The organism is Methylomonas sp. (genome assembly GCF_023228165.1).
GTDB lineage: Bacteria > Pseudomonadota > Gammaproteobacteria > Methylococcales > Methylomonadaceae > Methylomonas.
Genome location: NZ_JALOBS010000042.1, coordinates 1 through 18156 on the forward strand (window position 1 = coordinate 1; position 18156 = coordinate 18156).

The 18156-nt window shown below is 52.4% G+C and carries 17 protein-coding genes; 9 read left to right on the forward strand and 8 right to left on the reverse strand.

The genetic code is table 11. The annotated features are described in order from the left end of the window. The 3 genes from M0R33_RS21495 to M0R33_RS21505 all read right to left on the reverse strand — a co-directional run. The coding region (locus M0R33_RS21495; protein WP_292574021.1) for an SDR family NAD(P)-dependent oxidoreductase at nucleotides 1-599 on the reverse strand (599 nt) is incomplete at its 3' end. Beyond that, nucleotides 599-1177, reverse strand: a complete 579-nt coding sequence (locus tag M0R33_RS21500) for a carbonic anhydrase (protein ID WP_292574022.1) — start codon at nucleotides 1175-1177, stop codon at nucleotides 599-601. The genes M0R33_RS21500 and M0R33_RS21495, both read right to left, overlap by 1 nt. Before the next feature lie 12 nt (nucleotides 1178-1189). Continuing rightward, on the reverse strand, nucleotides 1190-1840 hold the full coding sequence (locus M0R33_RS21505) for a DUF938 domain-containing protein (RefSeq protein WP_292574023.1): 651 nt from the start codon (nucleotides 1838-1840) through the stop codon (nucleotides 1190-1192). Between the two features lie 216 nt (nucleotides 1841-2056). On the opposite strand from M0R33_RS21505, the gene M0R33_RS21510 reads away from it, so the two are divergent. The 5 genes from M0R33_RS21510 (at nucleotide 2057) to M0R33_RS21530 (ending at nucleotide 7817) form a co-directional block, all read left to right on the forward strand. Beyond that, entirely contained in the window at nucleotides 2057-3610 is a 1554-nt protein-coding gene (locus M0R33_RS21510; protein ID WP_292574024.1) for a sigma 54-interacting transcriptional regulator, read from the forward strand. Between the two features lie 169 nt (nucleotides 3611-3779). Next, a complete protein-coding gene (locus M0R33_RS21515) occupies nucleotides 3780-4463 on the forward strand; it encodes a hypothetical protein (protein WP_292574025.1) in 684 nt (227 codons plus the stop codon). A gap of 49 nt (nucleotides 4464-4512) precedes the next feature. Next, a complete protein-coding gene (locus tag M0R33_RS21520) occupies nucleotides 4513-5511 on the forward strand; it encodes a hypothetical protein (protein ID WP_292574026.1) in 999 nt (332 codons plus the stop codon). A 31-nt stretch (nucleotides 5512-5542) separates the two neighbouring features. Next, the gene (locus M0R33_RS21525; protein WP_292574027.1) at nucleotides 5543-6361 is read left to right on the forward strand and encodes a hypothetical protein; all 819 of its coding nucleotides are present in this window, start codon (nucleotides 5543-5545) and stop codon (nucleotides 6359-6361) included. Between the two features lie 4 nt (nucleotides 6362-6365). Then, nucleotides 6366-7817, forward strand: a complete 1452-nt coding sequence (locus tag M0R33_RS21530) for a hypothetical protein (protein WP_292574028.1) — start codon at nucleotides 6366-6368, stop codon at nucleotides 7815-7817. Between the two features lie 93 nt (nucleotides 7818-7910). Here M0R33_RS21530 and M0R33_RS21535 read toward each other — a convergent pair whose 3' ends face one another. Then, nucleotides 7911-8780 (reverse strand): toll/interleukin-1 receptor domain-containing protein, encoded by an 870-nt coding sequence (locus M0R33_RS21535; RefSeq protein ID WP_292574029.1) that lies wholly within the window; start codon nucleotides 8778-8780, stop codon nucleotides 7911-7913. A 266-nt stretch (nucleotides 8781-9046) separates the two neighbouring features. Here M0R33_RS21535 and M0R33_RS21540 point away from each other — a divergent pair, with 266 nt between their 5' ends. From M0R33_RS21540 to M0R33_RS21555, 4 genes are all read left to right on the forward strand, one after another. Continuing rightward, nucleotides 9047-9412 (forward strand): antitoxin Xre/MbcA/ParS toxin-binding domain-containing protein, encoded by a 366-nt coding sequence (locus M0R33_RS21540; RefSeq protein ID WP_292574030.1) that lies wholly within the window; start codon nucleotides 9047-9049, stop codon nucleotides 9410-9412. Then, nucleotides 9409-9945, forward strand: a complete 537-nt coding sequence (locus M0R33_RS21545) for an RES domain-containing protein (RefSeq protein WP_292574031.1) — start codon at nucleotides 9409-9411, stop codon at nucleotides 9943-9945. Before M0R33_RS21540 ends, M0R33_RS21545 begins: the two co-directional genes overlap by 4 nt. A 93-nt stretch (nucleotides 9946-10038) precedes the next feature. Further along, the gene (locus M0R33_RS21550; protein WP_292574032.1) at nucleotides 10039-10470 is read left to right on the forward strand and encodes a GNAT family N-acetyltransferase; all 432 of its coding nucleotides are present in this window, start codon (nucleotides 10039-10041) and stop codon (nucleotides 10468-10470) included. Between the two features lie 158 nt (nucleotides 10471-10628). Next, nucleotides 10629-10982 (forward strand): hypothetical protein, encoded by a 354-nt coding sequence (locus M0R33_RS21555; RefSeq protein WP_292574033.1) that lies wholly within the window; start codon nucleotides 10629-10631, stop codon nucleotides 10980-10982. 295 nt (nucleotides 10983-11277) lie between these two features. Here M0R33_RS21555 and M0R33_RS21560 read toward each other — a convergent pair whose 3' ends face one another. From M0R33_RS21560 to M0R33_RS21575, 4 genes are all read right to left on the reverse strand, one after another. After that, the gene (locus M0R33_RS21560; protein ID WP_292574034.1) at nucleotides 11278-11811 is read right to left on the reverse strand and encodes an adenylate kinase; all 534 of its coding nucleotides are present in this window, start codon (nucleotides 11809-11811) and stop codon (nucleotides 11278-11280) included. 139 nt (nucleotides 11812-11950) lie between these two features. Beyond that, nucleotides 11951-13534 (reverse strand): peptide chain release factor 3, encoded by a 1584-nt coding sequence (locus M0R33_RS21565; RefSeq protein ID WP_292574035.1) that lies wholly within the window; start codon nucleotides 13532-13534, stop codon nucleotides 11951-11953. 84 nt (nucleotides 13535-13618) lie between these two features. After that, a complete protein-coding gene (locus tag M0R33_RS21570; protein WP_292574036.1) occupies nucleotides 13619-15496 on the reverse strand; it encodes a sodium:proton antiporter in 1878 nt (625 codons plus the stop codon). A gap of 328 nt (nucleotides 15497-15824) precedes the next feature. After that, nucleotides 15825-18014, reverse strand: coding sequence for an Rne/Rng family ribonuclease (locus M0R33_RS21575; protein ID WP_292574037.1), 2190 nt, complete (start codon nucleotides 18012-18014; stop codon nucleotides 15825-15827). Between the last annotated feature and the right edge of the window lie 142 nt (nucleotides 18015-18156).

An 18156-nucleotide genomic window follows, 5' to 3' on the forward strand; every position in this document is an offset into this window, starting at 1 on the left:
TTGGCAAACTGGCGGCGGGCACGTTCGCCATCGATGACACCATCGATAATGGCGTGCACCACATGAATACCGTGCGGGCCGAATTCTCGCGCCATGCCTTGCGCTAAAGCGCGTACCCCGGCCTTGGCCGCCGCAAATGCGGTAAAGGGCGGTTTTGCACGCAAGGATGCCGTGGCTCCGGTGAAAATCAATGTACCACGTTGCCGTGGCAACATGTGTTTAATCACTTCCCGGCCAAACAAAAATGCCCCCAGGCTGTTTTGTTGCCACAACTTGGTAAAGGTTTCCAGGTCGGTGTCCAATAACGGCGCCGGGATATTGCTGTCTACATTATAGGCGGCAATTTCCAGTTCAAAGCCGGCTTCGGCTACCGTTGCCAGTAAACGCACTACGTCGGCTTCTATAGTCGCATCAGCAATGACAGGGGTGGCTGCGCCGCCTTGTCCGGTAATGGCTTCCGCCACTAAAGCCAGTTTCGATGGACTGCGGCCAGCAATAAACACCGGTAAACCGGCGGTGGCGAAACGCTGAGCCAGTGCCGAGCCCAGGCCCGAAATCGGGCCCACACCCAGCACCAGCGCTGCTTTTGGCGCGGCCATTACGCAACGCGCCCGGCCGCGGTCGCGGCAGGTACTTCAATAAGTTGACCGGATTTAACATCATAAATAAATCCGTAGACCGGAATATCCGCCGGTACCAACGGATGAGATTTAATTCGTACCACATCTTCGGTGACACTCTCTGCTTGATCTTTAATAGTGAGCCAGTTGATAAATTTTCCGTCCGTGGAACCCGGACCTTCGCAGCAATCATGCCAGCCGCTGCTGTCGACACTGGCGGATTTCAGGCTTTTGCTCAACAAATCGCACATGATGTCGTTGGTAAAGGTTTGCATGCCGCAGTCGGTGTGGTGAATCACAAACCATTCTCGGGTGCCGAGTAATTTGTACGAAATCACTAATGAGCGAATCGCATCATCGCTGGCTCGGCCACCGGCGTTGCGGATTACATGGGCGTCTCCCTCGGACAGTCCCGCGTATTTGGCCGGGTCCAGGCGGGCATCCATGCAGGTTAAAATGGCAAACCGCCGACCGGGCGGCATCGGCAAATCGCCTTTGTCGAAATCCGTGCTGTAGCCACGGTTAGCGCTTAAAACTTCGTTCAGTATTTTGCTCATGCGGTACCTCCTTCAGCCGCGGCCGAAGATTAATGAGAAGTTATTGGCGGGCATGTCAATGATTTCTTTCAAGACCATGCCATGGTTGGCGGCGGCTTTTTTTAAATCGGCCACGTCTTTCAATCCCCATTCCGGTACTTCGTAGGACGACAAGGTTTTGTGAAATTCCTGGTTGGATTCGGTGGTGAAGCGGCCTTCGATTCTGAAGGGGCCGTAAATCAACAAAATACCGTCATCGTTTAATAAATGTGCTGCGCATTCCATCATGCCGTCGGCGATGGAAATCGGCGCCACCTGGAAAATGTTGATGCAAAAAATGGCGTCGAAACTGTTTTTGTCGCCTGGATTGAACCAACTGTCCGGTTCGGTTAAATCCAGATGTACCGGGTCGGCGATATTATCGTTGGCATGAACCGATGACAGTTTTTTGATGTTCTCGAACACTTCCGTATCTCTATCGGTGGGATGAAAGTGTAAGTGATCGAAGTGAGGCGCAAAGAAATTGATATGCATGCCGCTGCCGCTAGCCATTTCCAGTACTCGGCCGGATTCCTTGGGCAATTTTTCTTTCAATACGCCCAAAATGGGTTCGCGGTTGCGGTTGCCTGCCCAGGCTACATATTCGCTAAGGGGATGCGGGTTTAAAGGTGGTTTTTCACTCATAAAGGTCTCCAGTGACACTGTTTTGTTATCCGCCATCTGATGTGGCGGTATGCAAGAGCGGCTTATAATTCGCCGCTATCCATATTACCCTGCATATCCGGGGCCAACCTTAAGGATGGATTTTTTCCTTTAAAATCAACGATGGCAGGTTTATGGCTTGGGGTTTAATGGAAATTATGTTTCAATGAGTGAAATAAAATTTCAAAAAGTAGGGCTATGAACGAGCGCGATTTTTCCCAGATTTCTCCGGTGTTTTTTCTGCAAACCTTCATCATGGAATTAATGCATGCTTGCGAGCAGGAAGGCGGCGGTTATTGCGAATCCTTGATCGAGCGCATCGCCAAAAGCGCCGGCCAATACTTCGAGCAGACTTATCGCGACGAATACGGCAAACAGCATGAATTGGACAGGGAAAGCTATATCGATTTGATTCTGGGCTTGAAGAACCGAATTGGCGGAAATTTTTCCCTGGCCTCGGTGGAAAATAGCACCATTACGGTGGTGAACAGCCGTTGCCCGTTCGGGGATGGCGTCACTAATTTTCCCGAATTGTGCCGGATGACGTCCAGCGTGTTCGGCGGTATTGCGGCGCGCAACTTCGGCTATGCCAAGGTGGAGATCAAAAAAAGTATTGCCCGCCAAGACGGTGGTTGTGAAGTCTGCATACATACCGATTGCGGCGCGGCCGAAGATAAGCCCGGTTTGGAATACCGCCGCCGGGATCAGCCGGATGTCAAAGCGGAAATGCTGGCATTGCATTCCTTAATCGAAGAACGAATGCGCAATGTCTGGTGGAGCAAACCCAAGCAGCACGCCGTCAAACCTGCGCCGGTGATTATTGCCAAATCGCCGGCCATGCAAAAAGTGTTGCAACATGTGGAAGTGGTGGCGCCGACCCGGGCGACGGTGCTTATCAGCGGAGAAACCGGGGTGGGCAAAGAATTGATTGCCCGCGCGGTACATGCTATGAGCGATCGCGGTCATCGGCCATTCGTAGCCATCAATTGCGGCACCATACCGGAAAATCTGATCGAAAGCGCCTTGTTCGGGCATGAGAGGGGAGCGTTTACCGGCGCGGTGGAAGTGCATCAGGGCTTTTTCGAACGGGCGGAAGGCGGCACTTTGTTTCTGGACGAGGTAGATACCCTGTCGCCCGCCGCGCAGACCGGCTTGTTGCGGGTATTGCAGGAAGGCGAAATGGAAAGGGTCGGCGGCAAGCATACCTTGAGCGTGGATGTACGCATCATCGCCGCCAGTAATCGGCAGCTGGAGCAGCATGTCGAACAGGGTCTGTTCCGGCAGGATTTGTTTTACCGCCTGAATGTGGTGCGGTTATGGATTCCACCGTTGGCGCAACGCCCGGAGGACTTGCCGCATCTGGTTCAGCTGATTCTGAAACGCCTGAACGATAAGTACGGCAAAAACGTAGAGACGGTGAGTCGCGAAGTGATGGGGCAGATTCGCGCCTATCACTGGCCCGGCAATGTCCGCGAGTTGGAAAACACCTTGGAACGCAGCGTGTTGTTTTGTAAAGGCAACGAATTGGTAAATTTGGAATTGGACCGGAAAAATCAACCGGATGCGGTTACGGATTGGAACGCCTTTAAACAACGCACGCTGGGCGAAGCCGAGCAGACGTTTTTGATCCAGGCGCTGCAAACGCATAAGGGCGACATCAAACAAGTGGCTGCGGCGATGGCGTTAACTCTGCGAGCGGTATACGGCAAATTGAAAAAATATCAGCTGGATGCGCGCAAGTATAGAGCGTGACCGGTGAGCGGTTGTGTTAAATAGCATCCTATTACCCCAGGCAATTTAGCATTTATTTGTAATGGCTATTGAGGTTAGTATGGGGCCAAGTTCAAGAATACGCGTTTGAATATCGGTCGTCCATTCTGAACATGGTAGTGGTGAATCGACCCAAAAATAGGAATGAATGATGAAAAACATGACACTTTATTGTTACTTGATCCTGTCCTCTTTGAGTATTCCCGGCCAAGCTTCCTTGGTTAACGGCGACTTTAGCAATGGCGCTAACGGCTGGAGCGTTTCTTCATTCGGCGGCGGCGACCCGGCTAATTTCTATAGCATTGCCAGTAATGCCGGCGATGCGTATTTGAAGTTCGACACGGACCTATATATTCAAGGCCTGCAAGCTCTGACATTTAAACAAACCTTATTGATCAGCGCGGAGAATGCCTTATTCAGCGCCGATATCAAAGTCTTCGCGCCCACTAACGACAGTACCGGCAACGGCGGGAATTTGTTTCAGGGCGACGTGATAACCTTTTCCGCGCAAGCGCCCGCCATTGGCAGCAAACCGTTCGGCGCCGTGTACGAAATCAGTCGTTATTTCGATTCCGCCACGCCGGGCGGACAGGGCATCGGTATCATCACCCCCCTCTCCGGTGGTTTCTTCGATTTCAATATCACGGCGGACTTGTCGGCTTTTATCGGTCAAATGACGGCAATCAATCTCAATCTGCTGCCGGACGACGATCACAAAAGGTCGAGTTACGGCATCGATAATGTGCAATTAAGCGCGGTACCGCTACCAGCGGCGTTGCCATTATATGTCATGGGCTTGGCCTTGTTGCGCTTTACCGTCAAACAACGCGTTTAACAGGGTTTGCCTGGATGCTAAGCAATAACTCACTCAAAGGAATTCGCGGATGAACGAAAACGATTTTTGTGGTATCGGGAAAAACCAATCCGGTTTTTGTAACAGCTGTTATGAATCAGTGCCGGCCGGCGTGCGCGGGATTATTGCTGTTCCGCCCAATCAGCTGCAACGTAAAAGCACGGACGAACTCAAGGCAAAGTTTCTGGAATACCAGGGGCAGAACCAGGCCTTATTGGATGTTTTCGCCAGCACTAAAAACCAGTATGAAGCGGTATTTGCCACTTACTCGCAGATATTTTCCAAGTTCGACGTCTTAAACAAGCTGATCGATTCTCTGAACCCTAATGTCACAAAAGAATACTTGGGTTTGGAAGCGGCTTCCGTCGAAGACACCATTTGGGATATACATGACTTGATGTCAACCTTGGTGGGCATCGGTGGTACCGGTTTCAGCGTAATCCGCTATTGGCAAAAGGCCAAAGTCGCCAAGGCCACCGAACAAGCAGCCGCGGCAGCCAAAAGTTCCAACGCCACCGTTGCTTTGTTAAGTGTCACCGACGATGCCGCCAAAGCCGCTAAAATCAGTAAACTATCCAAGACATTAACGGTAGCCGGCGGTGTGGTTTCGTTGGGGTTCGGGATCTGGTCGCTGGTGCGCACCCTTGACAGCGAAGCGGAATTACGGGCATCGCTGATCGAAAATCTGCCCAAATTGGACGACTGGTTCAATCAGACCACCGCCATGGTGATCGATTTATGCACGGCAACCCGGGAAATGCGTCAGGAACTGGATAACTTGAAACTGGAACTGGGCGTCAGCACCGATGAAGAGCTGCTGGCCGCCTTGGACGATGCCTTGAAGTCGGCAGGTAAATTCGAAGCGGTACAGCAAATCGCCATGCGCATTCTGTGTAACGACAAGGACAAACCCGAGGCCGAACAAACGCCGGTAGCAACTGTCGCCAGCATTACGGGCCTGCCGGAAAACTACATACAAAGCCGCAAGGACCTGATTGCGGTCAACCCGCTTATTTGCAACGCCGTTTAGTTAACCTGTTCCATTACCCGGACTATCGAGTATGATTTGGAAAACAATCGGCAAGATCTTCAGCAAAGACATTCCGCGCCTGGTGACCAAGGATATTCCCAAGCTGGTAACTAAAGACATCCCCAGAATAGTCACGAAAGATATTCCCCGCATCGTGACCAAGGACATTCCCGGCTTGGCCAAACCGGAAACCTATGCGCCGGAATTGCCCGGATTGCGCGCGGAAGCCGCCAAGCTGGATGCGGCCATTGCTGAAGGCCGGCAAAAATTTCTGGCCTTGAAACCCAGGTTGGCCGAGGTACGCCAACAATACGAAGCCTTGAGCGAAGACTTCGACAAACAGCACGGCAAAAATGCCGCCGAAAAACGTTTTCCAAATCTGAAATACGCCACCTGGAATGCCGCGGACGGCGCAGTCGGCAAAACCATGCAAGACGTCGAAAACGTGCTGCGCGGCGCGCTCGGGTTTATCAGCTTCGACCTCGGTAATGCTTTCTGGGCGCCGGCGGAAGCCAAAAAAGAACGCGACTTTCTGCGGCAGCGCCTGCGGAAATCACGCCCGCTGGATAGCAAGCTGCGGGCCGCCAATCAGGAAATTCAGGATGCCATTCAGACTTTTCAGCAAGCCATTGCCGAGTTACGGAAAGATTGCCCACAACAAAGCATTGCGCAAATCAGAGCACAGCGCAATCAAGCCAATTTGCAACAGGCCGCCGCCAATGCGGATATAAGCACGGCGCGGCGTATGCTGGCGGCAGGCGCCAGCCCGGAAGAGGTTCGGTTTATAACCAACCTGGATTTGGCCGCCATTCAGGCGCTGCATTCCTCACAATCCGTCACTAGCGAGTAAATCCATGTCTCTCGATGCGTTTTTTCTGACCGCCCCCTTTGCCACCGATGACCTGAAAGCACAGGTGGAAGACGCTAAAAATACCTTACAAAGTCTGCAAAACGAGATTGCCACTACCAATATGCAGTTAACCGAAGTTGCAGCGGACTTGGGCAAAATGGAAGAAAAAACCAGCTTTCTGGAGCAGGAAATTCGTAAATCCCTGACGGTGTCCACCATCCCCGAACAGAGCGAGCAGGATCGGGAATACGAGATGTTGAAGGCCGAAGTTTACGATCCGCTAAATTTCACCTCCACCGCCGCTTTTGCCGCCAGTGGCCTGTTTTTAACGGTTGGTTTTTTGGGTGGCCGCTACGCCGGCAGGGCCGCCAAAGCCGGACAAGCCGGCGGCAAAATACTCGGCGCGGCCAGTTCGGGTAAAAATCTGGCCAATTTGGCCAAAGCAAGCAAACTAGCCAAGGCGTCCAAGTTTACCAAGTTCATGAAAGCCGGCAAAAAGCTCGGCAGCATCGGTTTAGGATTGGCGGCGGTAGAGCTGGGTTTGCGGATGAAAAATGCTGTGGAAATGAATAATTACTTCAAGGAAAACCTGGGCAAAATCAACCAGTACATTAAAGGCGACCGGCAAACCTTTAATGAACTGAAACAGACGCTGGCGGAGGCCGAGCAATTGCGCTGTGACCTGTTGATGGAAGCCGGCCTGGACCCAAATGCGCCTGACGCCATGGATAGTTATGTGCGGCAGCTCAACCAAGACATTGCCGCCGTGGGCCGCGACAAGGCATTTCTCAGTTCGGCCCGCCGCATGCTGCTGAGCGGCATGACGGTCGATCTGGTGGAGCAATTGGTGCCGGAATTGAGCGCGGCGGCAGTGTCCAGCCTCGCCGACAAACTACAAGCCGAGCGGGCTTTGCTGGACGATCAAGCGCAGGAAATAGTGGTCGAACTGACCGGTTTAACCGCATTGCAGGTAAAGTTACTGCAAAAGTTGCTGCTGGCCAGGCAGGCGTTACAACATGGGGACACGCTGGAGCAAGTCGCTACAGCCTTCGGTTTGCTGGAGGATGTGGTTGAAGGTCTGGAAGAAACCCTGATCGCCGACCGCCGTAGTGTCTGGACTTTACTGGCCGCCGAGAAAGAAGCCGCCGGCATAGCCAGGCAAACGGGCTTTAGCGTGGCCGATATTCAGCAATTCCAAAACCGCATAGCCTGCGTGCAACAGCTGGAGGCCGGTCGCGGCGATGCGGAAATCGCGCAAATGTTGGGACTGGAAAACAGCTTTGTCGCCGAATGCCGTCAAAAACTCCCGGCGCAAAAGCAGCAGGCCCAAAACGCCTTGCAAACCGCCGGCCTGCAACCGGTAAAAACCCGCCCGGAATACATCGCCGCTGACTTGCAATTGCCTGTCGAGCTGGTGGTGGCTATGGCGGCAATGGCGGCAATCAAGCCGAGCTAGCTTTGGTTGCCGCTACGTCAGCGGATGCAGGTATCAACTTATCGATTGCCCGCGATCGGCGGCTTTCAATCACATGTGCCTGTATAATCTGGATTAGCCGTCGTTTTGAGCGCCCGGCCGCTTTTCCAACAGCAAAGCATCGTGTTTATCGGAAAATACTTCAATCAATTCGCCGGTCAGGGTTTGGCCGTCCCAGGATTTTTTGACCATGCCGCGGTGTTTAAAGCGGTCGCTGTAAACCGGCTCCAGATTAAAGATTAAGCGGCGGCCGTCTACCAAGCCTTCGCCGCGTTCGAAAACGTTTTGCATGTTGACATCGATGCGTTCGATTTTAACCTGTTTGTCTTGCTGGGTAATCAATAAATAATCCCCACCATCAAAATACCATTGCCCGGAAAAATCCGCCGGCTGCCGGCTTAGCCAAATTGCCGTACCGGCCAGGACGAGCAGGGCGGTGGCTGCATAAATGATCATTCGATGCAGGCGTGAACCGTTTTTAATCGGTTTGACGTAGTTTTTAATGTAACCAATCAACTTGCCGACGTCCTGTTCCCAGCGGCTGTCGCTCAATTCAACCGCCTGCCGATAGGCCAGCGAGGCAAGTCCGCTCGGCAATTCGGCCATGTGCGGCATCTGCGCACCGTTGACCAAAATCGGGATGATCTGAATGTCACGCTGCAGGACGGTTTCGATTTCCATCCGCACAAAATCCTCGGCATCGTCCAGGCGGCGTTGGCCGTTTTCGTCGGTAACCTGTAACCAGTGAGGGCCGATCACCACCAGAAACACATCGGCACCGGATAAATTGGCCTGGATGGATTCGGCAAAATTCTGCCCGGGGCTGATGTCGTCAAAATCCCTGAAAATTTGCTGGTCGCCAAAGGTTAACGCCAAACGATCGGCCAGTCGGCCGGAATAACCGCCGCTGTCGTCCCGGCGATAGGAAATAAAGATTTTGTTCATCTTCCGCTCCTTTATATTATTTGCGGCTAATACCGTTTCATTAATTCTACTTTGTCAGATGACTTTTTTAAGCAGTCATTTCGGCGCTGGATACCCGCTTCCCGAAAGGTACGGCAATCTTTTGGGAAAGCTGACATAGTAGATTAATTGCTCATTTGCTCAAGGTAGTTGAATGTCGATCTGCTGGGTGGATCGTGCATGGCTTGTGAACTTAACGCAATGCCTTATAATAAGTCCGTAAAAACGGTCATATTAAGAGGCATATCATGGCGGGTTTAGATTTTTTACAGCAAGTAATGACCGATGACGGCTTAGTGATGGCGGCTTCATTGGCAAAAGTATTACATATCACCCAAACCGATCTCGCTGCCGCCACCGGTCTGTCGCAAGACGCAGTATCCAAACGCGCTCGCCTGAAGAGTCGTAGCACGCAAGCAAGATTGAAAGACACGGTAGAAATCATCAACCGGGTCGCGCAGTGGTCGGGCGGTACCGGCCGGGCTTTCGCCTGGTTTAGGTCGCAACCCTTACCGCCATTCGGCGATAAAACCGCGGAAGACTTGGTCAAGGAAGGGCAGGCCGAGGCGGTGAAAGCCTATTTGTCACGCATCGCCGATGGCGGCTACGCTTGACAATACCCGCCAGTCGCTTCACGGGTCTGGTGTATCGAGCCCATCACCCGATGTGGGCCTACTCGCCGTTGTCGGGGGAAGGTGCCAAAAAGCACGGCGGCCGCTTCAACCGTCCCGGTTCCGCAGCGCTATACACCTCGTTAGACATTACCACGGCCTGGATGGAAGCGCAGCAAGGCTTTCCGTTTAAGTCGCAACCCATGACGCTGGTGGCTTACCGGGTCGATTGCGGCGAGATTGCCGATTTGACCGATCCACAAACATTGGCAATGTTGAATTACACGCAGGAAAATCTGGCCTGCGCCTGGGAGGAAATGGCATGGCAAAAGCGACAACCACCCACTTGGGCAATCGCAGATCAGTTGCAGGCACAGGGTTTTGTCGGGATTAAGGTGCGCAGTTTCGCGCCGGGTTGTGCGGACAATAATCACAATTTGGTACTGTGGCGCTGGGCTGGGGATGTATCTCACACCATCCAAGTGATTGACGATTTCGACCGGTTGCCGAAAACTATGGCTTCTTGGCGGATATAACAGTCTTAACGCGTATTAGAGTGGTTGGCGTTTTACTGCTGTCGGTGGTATTGCCCGCCTACTAGGTTTATCTGACTTTTTCGGGAGGTTGTTTTGGAACTGGAATGGGTATATTCGCTTGAAAAGACCAACTGGGAAGAGTTATCGCAACTTTACCGGGTTGCTCCGCTCGGCGACAAAAAACCGGCCGACTTACAGATTTCTTTTTCGAACAGCCGCTATATGTGCTTCGTCTTCGATACCGGCAAGCTGGTGGGGGCCGGAAGAGCCTTGGCCGACGGGGTCGATTGTTCTTACCTGTGCGACGTCGCCGTGCTTCCCGATTATCAAGGCTCGGGCATCGGCAAAGCCATCGTTAGCAAGTTGATAGCGTTTTCCCAAGGGCACAGAAAAATCATTTTATATGCGTCGGCCGGCAACGAAGCTTTTTACCGCCGCCTGGGTTTCAAGCGTATGGCAACCGCCATGGCCATTTTCGCAGACCAAGAACAAGCCCTCGCATCGGGCTTGTTGTGTCAAGACTAATCGTTGCGTGCCGTCGATTGTGTCGGGTTTTGCGCGTTTGTAGGTCAGTGTGAGCGATAGCGTTCCCTAACCTATCGGGCTGCATACCGATTGTATAATGGCAAAACGCCGTGTTAAATCCAACCGGTAAGATACACGAACAACAATTTGTTTAAAGTATGAAAAAGAACAAGAAAATTAAACATGTAGGGTTAAGCGAAAAACAGATTGAGGTAGGCTATTTATATTTCACTACTGCAAACCAATATCGTGCTGTACTCGCGATGAAGGGTGAATTCTTAATTTATGCGCCTAGTTCGGAAGGCATTGCAGCATTAAGTTCTACAGAAATGCCATTTGAAAATTCGACATTCAAAAAATGTCAGATTGTTACCTTTGCTAAAAAGCAGTATCAGGATTTTGAATTCAATGGCAGCCAGGCTATCAAGCATAAATTGAATGAATCTCAGCTTGCAGAAGCAGTAGCTCAGTGTAATGCAAAGTCCGCGATAGCAGCGCTGTTGGCGGAATAAAATCAGATAGCGGCTACAAGGGTGGCTGTTACATTAGGAACGGGCAATGTCTACACAAGGCAGGACAGTCTCGTAGGTCAGGGTGCGCGATAGCGTTCCCTGACAATATTAGAGTTGCTATCCATAAAATGTCACGTAACCGCTATCGCGGCAACGTGACCTAACCAGCTTGTTCGTATTGCTGGGAGGCCGGCTCAGGCCAAGCGCGCAGCGGGCGATCGCCATGCCTGCTTAAGGCAAGTCTGGCCGACGCGGAAGTTTGGTAGGTCAGGGTACGCGATAGCCTTCCCTGACACTATTGGCTACGGGCCTGGAATTCCGCATTTTTTTCGACAAATTCATTTAACTCAGAAATTGACCGGATTACATATAAAGATTTGCCGGTGGATATGGCTTCCAGTTTCTTCATAAAATCGCCGTTCCAAAACTTTGGGCACAGTTTTAAGGTCTTATAACTTGCCAAAGTGCCTTTCAATATTGAACTACCGTCAGGCCAACCTTCGGGTTCAATAACCAGTCCTTTTAGCAATCGTTTGGTGACTAACCAATAACTGGCAATATAGGGTAAGTCTATATAAATCAAAGTATCCGCCGTATTCAGCCGCTTGTAAAACGAGTCGATGGGGCCAAAGCCGTCAATAATCCAACTCTCGGACGAGAGTATCTTATCGTGCTCTCTATCGTAGGTTGGTCTATCGACCCGATCGCCATTTCGTTTATATACAGCCGCATCCAATGCATGCAATTGTATACCTGTAACGGCTGCCAGGTTTTTACTCAACCTGGACTTGCCACTGCCGGGTTTGCCGAAAACCGCTATTCTTTTCATACTCCCTCTATTCATTGAGACTAAGTGCGTAGGCTGGGAAGAGCGAAGCGAAACCCAGCAATGATGGGGTTAAAGCTGGGATTCACGTTGTTCATCACAGCCTACAGACTCTTGGTGTCCAACGGATCGACCGTTAATCCTACAACTCCCTAGTCGCACTAAAGGTAATATCCGGCCAACGCTCCTCTGTCAGTTGCAGGTTTACCCGGCTGCTGGCCAGATACACCAAAAAACCGCCGCCATCTTCGGCCAGGTTTTCGAAGGCTTTGTTTTTAAACTCTTCCAGTTTGGCCGGGTTTTTAGCGCTGATCCAGCGCACGGTGTTGATCGGCGAGGCGTCGTAGACGCATTCGACGTTGTATTCGTTTTTCAGCCGGCTGGCGGTGACGTCGAACTGCAGAATACCGACCGCACCCAGAATCAAATCATTATTTTTCAGTGGTTTGAACAGCTGGGTGGCGCCTTCTTCGGTTAGCTGTACCAAACCTTTTTGCAGGGCTTTGGCGCGCAGCGGGTCTTTTAATACCACGCGGCGGAATAATTCCGGGGCGAAGTAGGGGATGCCGCCGTATTTCAGGGCTTCCCCTTGACTGAAGGTGTCGCCGACCTGGATGGTGCCGTGGTTGTGCAAGCCGATGATGTCGCCGGGAAAGGCTTCTTCCACATTTTTGCGGCTGTCGGCCTGAAAGGTGATGGCATTGGCCATCGTGACGCTTTTACCGATGCGGACGTGATGCATTTTCATGCCCTTATCGAATTTTCCGGAACAGATGCGCATGAAGGCTACTCGGTCGCGATGGGACGGGTCCATGTTGGCCTGAATTTTAAACACGAAGCCGGTGAATTTTTCTTCGGTGGGTTCCACTTCGCGTTGTTCGGCCTGGCGCGACTTTGGCGGCGGTGCGTATTCGGCGAAGGCGTCCAGCAGTTCGATGATGCCGAAGTTGTTGATGGCGGAGCCGAAAAATACCGGGGTTTGTTCGCCACGCAGGTATTTATTCAGATCGAATTCGTGGCTGGCGCCTTTGACCAGTTCGATTTCCTCGCGCAATTCGTCGGCTTGCAAGCCCAGCAGTTCGTCCAGATGCGGGTTATTCAAGCCTTTGATGATTTCGGCTTTGGCGATTTTGCCGCCGTGGTGCGGGCTGAACAATAAAATCTCATCCTTATACATCTGGTATACGCCTTTAAAGCGTTTGCCCATGCCGATCGGCCAGGTCATCGGTGCACACTCGATTTTCAGTACGCTTTCCACTTCATCCAGCAGTTCGATGGGTTCGCGGCCTTCGCGGTCCAGCTTGTTGATGAAGGTCAGGATAGGTGTGTCGCGCAAACGGCAGACCTCCATCAGTTTGATGGTTCTGTCCTCGACCCCCTTGGCCACGTCGATCACCATCAAGGCCGAATCGACGGCGGTCAGGGTGCGGTAGGTGTCTTCCGAGAAATCCTCGTGGCCCGGCGTGTCCAACAGGTTGATGATGGTGCCGTTATGCTCGAACTGCATCACCGAGGTGGTGACGGAGATGCCGCGTTCCTTTTCCATTTCCATCCAGTCGGAGGTGGCATGTCTTGCGGCTTTGCGGCCCTTGACCGAGCCGGCCAGCTGAATCGCGCCGCCGAACAGCAGCAGTTTTTCGGTGATGGTGGTTTTACCGGCGTCCGGGTGGGAGATGATGGCGAAGGTTCGGCGTCTGTTGGCTTCTGCGGCTATTTCGGTGGTCATGATTTTTAAATGTATTGGTATATCAATTGCTATTATCGCCGTTTTTAGGGTAAAAAATAAGAGGCGGTAGTGGCTTAAAAGGCGTTACGCGCTGGTCGTATTGGTGTTAGCCGTTTTTGGGGTTTCAGGTAACACCAGCGAAACGATTGTCCAGCCCGACTTGGGGGATATCTCGTTGTCGACGACGAAAAATTTGATGGTGCCGTCAGAGGTGACGGCAAACAAAGTAACGGTGTCTTGTGGGTGATCGTCAAGAAACTGTTGGAAACCGTATTGATCGGTCAACAGGGTTTTATGGATTTTGGCGCCATCGTTAAGCATGGCTTGCAGTGTCTTGATGTTGGTCTTTTCATTGAACAAGGTTCTGCCTACCGCGGGCATGGCGAATTGCGAAAGGCCGCCGTTCGCGGCGTTGTTTTCGTGGGGTATGGAATAAATCGCCTGGCGACCGAATTCTGTTCGATAACGCTGGCAGGCCAGTTGATTGATTTCGGGATACTCGGATAAGGCTAACATATGGCCGATACCGATTAATTCCAGATGTTGGTCGGCGTGTTCGGAAACGATGTTGCCGAAATAGGTGGTCAGGCCGTTCATGCGGGCAGCCCGGATATGCCCCCAGCTGGTGTCCGCCATCAATACCTCGAATCCGCAGTCGCGCAAGGCGACGGCAATCTGGCGGCCCACGTAATTGGCGCCCACCACCAAAATGCCTTTGGCTTCAGGTTCGCTAACCCCAAGGCGTACGGCGATAAAGCGCGAGGTGAGGCTTTGCAGCACCACCGTGCCGATGATGACCATGAATGTCAACGGCACCAATAAATCGGCTTGCAGATATTCCAGATCGGTTAGGTAGGGATGGGTGTGCAGGCCATGGCTTTCCCTGCTGTGTTCCTGTAATCGCAGGGCAAAAACGGCTGCCGTGGCGGCGGCTACGATGCCGCGCGGCGCTATCCAGGCGATCAGGACTTTTTCGCCAAAGCGGAGGGTGGAGCCGCGAGTGGCCAGGAAGGCCTTTACCGGGCGGGCGATGAATTGAATAATCAAAAATACGCCGGCAGCTTTCCAGCTCATGGCCATAAATAAGTCGAAGTTAATTCTGGCGGCCAGGATGATAAACAGGCCGGAAATCAGTAACACGCTAAGGCTTTCCTTGAAGTTCAGAATATCGTCGGTAGGCACCTGTTTCATGTTGGCCAGCCAAACACCCATCACAGTGACGGCCAGCAGGCCTGATTCATGCTCGATTTCGTTGGCTGCCGCAAAAACGCCGCAAACCAATGCCAGCGCGGCGATGTTATGTAGATATTCCGGCAGCATATGCCGTCGGATCAGTTGTCCGAAACCGTAGCCGGCCAAGCCGCCTATGCAGGTGCTGAGAAACAAGGTTTTGAAAAACAGAATCAGGGTTTGGCCTATGGCTTGGCTGTCGGCTTCCGAGATAATGAACTGAAACACCAAAACCCCGAGAAAAGCCCCGATAGGATCGATCACGATACCTTCCCAGCGCAGGATTTTTGAAACGTTCGCGGTGGGGCGTACCGTGCGCAGCATGGGTACCACCACGGTAGGGCCGGTGACGACGGTAATGGCGCCGAATAAAAACGCCAGTTTCCAGGAAAACTCCAATAGCCAATGGGTGGCCAAGGTGATGATAATCCAGGTTACCAATACGCCGGTGGTGACCAGGCGCCTTACGACGACTTGCAGACCTTGAATTTCCTTGATTTTTAAGGTCAGGCTGCCCTCGAATAATATCACCGCAACCGAAAGCGAAACGATGGGCAACAATAAATTTCCGAAGGTTTCGTCCGGATTCAGCCAGCCCGTGCCGGGGCCTGCCGCTATACCGGCCACCAGTAAAAACAAAATGGCCGGCAGCTTAACCCGCCAAGCTATCCATTGACACAGTATGCTGATGATGCCGATGCCGGCTAGAGTCAAAATGGCTTGGTCATGCATGTGGGCAAAAGCTCCTGGAAAGTATTCGCTGTGAAAGCGCGCTGCCTAGAGGCAACGCTGGTTTGGTTAAAGTTGAACGGCCGACTCGCATCAATAGTTGGATCGCTTAAATACCAGCCGGCTCACACCTTGAGTCAGCACGAGTATGCCTGATCATTGAAATTTAAGTTGTGATGTTGACGGGTGGGGCTGTTTTCGCAGCAAATTTTAGCACTTAGCAGTTTTATTTTCTGCCACCGCCGTTAACGGGAGTTGGGGAGGGTATAGAAGAGCCCCGGTATCACGCCCTCCGCGGGCGTTGATACCGGGGTGATCGGAAGGACTTAAGTTAATCTTCGGATACCGAAGTCACTTGGGCGGGTGTATCTTCGCTGTGTCGGGTTTGTTGGGGTTCCGCTTCCGCACGTTGTTTGCGCTCGGCAAACTCGGTGTTATACGGGCGGGGCTGATATTCGCTGGTTTGTGCAACCGGGGACGGGCCGAGCGCCGGGTTGGAGTCGGTGCGCTCTTGGCTGGCGCCACCTTCCGCAGTGGATTGTTCCGGTTTTCTCTCGCCGGTGTTGCGCGGACTGCGGCGGCGGTTGCGACCGCGGCGTGCCGGGCGGTCGCCATTGGCTTTGTTGTGCGGCGTTTCGGCGTTCTCCAGCGTCTCAGCGACTGGCTGGTTGTTTTCGACGTTGTCCGCCGTGTTTTCAGCGCTTTGCGCCGGGTTGGGGTTGCGTTTATTGTTGCGGCGCGCATTGTTACGGTTGCCGCTGGGGCGATCCCGGTCGCGGTCGCGACGGTTATTGCGGGCAGATTTGGGCCGGTTTTCACTGCTTTTTTCAGTGGGTTCGGCTTTTTCGGGGGTTTTGGTTTGGCCGATCAAACGTTGCCAGAAACGCTGAATTAAACTGGTTGAGGTTTTTTTGTTTTGTACCGGAGCGGGCGCATCCGGTAAAAATTCTTTGACCGCCGCTTTCTCGGCTTTGGGAGCCGTTTGTTTGGCAAACTCGGGTAAAGTAATGTCATCTTCCTTGATGTGCAGATGGCTAGGTTTGTCTTCCATGCCTTCCAAGGATTTGATGCGTTCGATGTCGTAGGCAGGGGTTTCGATGTGTTTGCTCGGCAACACGACGATACTGACTTTTAGCCTGGCCTCCAGCTCTTGGATCGCGGAGCGTTTTTCGTTCAACAGGAAGGTGGCGCAATCGATCGGCAAATGCGCAATCACGCGCTCGGTGCCTTTTTTCATGGCTTCTTCTTCGATCAAACGCAATACCGCCAGCGTAACGGATTCAACGTTACGGATGGTGCCCTGGCCTTTACAGCGCGGGCAGGTCAGCTGGGTGGAGTCGCCCAAGGACGGACGCAAGCGCTGTCTGGACATTTCCATTAAACCGAAACGCGAGATACGGCCGGTTTGGATGCGGGCCCGGTCGATTTTTAAAGCGTCGCGCAAGCGGTTTTCCACTTCGCGCTGATTTTTATTCGACATCATGTCGATAAAGTCGACCACGAACAAGCCGCCCAAATCGCGTAAACGCAATTGGCGGGCAATTTCATCGGCTGCTTCCAGGTTGGTGTTGAGCGCGGTTTCCTCGATATCGCTGCCTTTGGTGGCGCGGGCCGAGTTGATGTCGATCGAGGTTAAGGCTTCGGTGTGATCGATGACGATAGAGCCGCCGGAAGGCAGAGACACTTCCCGTTTGTAGGCCATTTCGATTTGGGTTTCGATCTGGTAGCGGCTGAACAGCGGCACGCTATCCTGGTACAGTTTGGCCTTGCTCAGGTTGTGCGGCATGACCTGTTTCAGGAAGTTGGAGGCCAGTTTGAAAGCGCCTTCCTGGTCGATCAGTATTTCATCGATATCGCCGCGCAAGTGATCGCGCAGGGCGCGGATGATCACGTTGCTTTCCTGGAAAATCAGGAAAGGCGCGGTTTGTTCGTGGCTGGAACGCTCGATGGCTTCCCACAATTGCAGCAGATAGTTTAAATCCCATTGCAATTCCTCTGCGCTCTTGTCGGAGCCGGCCGTGCGGATAATCAAACCCATGCTGTCCGGAATTTCCAGTGCGGACATGGTTTCGCGCAGCTCGCTGCGGTTGTCGCCTTCAATCCGGCGCGAGATGCCGCCGGCTTTCGGGTTATTGGGCATCAGCACCAAATAGGTGCCGGCCAGACTGACATAGGTGGTTAAAGCCGCGCCTTTATTGCCGCGCTCTTCTTTTTCGATTTGAACGACAATTTCCTGGCCTTCGCGTATGTTGGCTTTGGTGGATTTGCTGTCGTCGCCGTCTCCGGATCTATATTCTAGTGCGATCTCCTTAAATGGCAGAAAGCCATGTTTTTCAGCGCCGTAATTGACGAAGGCAGCTTCCAGACTGGGTTCTACCCGGGTGATGATGCCTTTGTAAATGTTGGATTTTTTTTGCTCTTTTGAAGGGACTTCGATGTCAAAATCATACAGTTTTTGACCATCTACCAAGGCCACTCGCAGCTCTTCGGGCTGCGTGGCGTTGATAAGCATTCTTTTCATTCAATTATCCTTGTTGTTATATGTATCCTACCGAAGAGAGTGATAAACAGTTTTGTATGTCTCGGAAAAAAGCGGCTTTACACGCCTAAATCTATATCTTTATTGGAGCGGGCCAGGCTGACTGAAAACGACATATGACGTT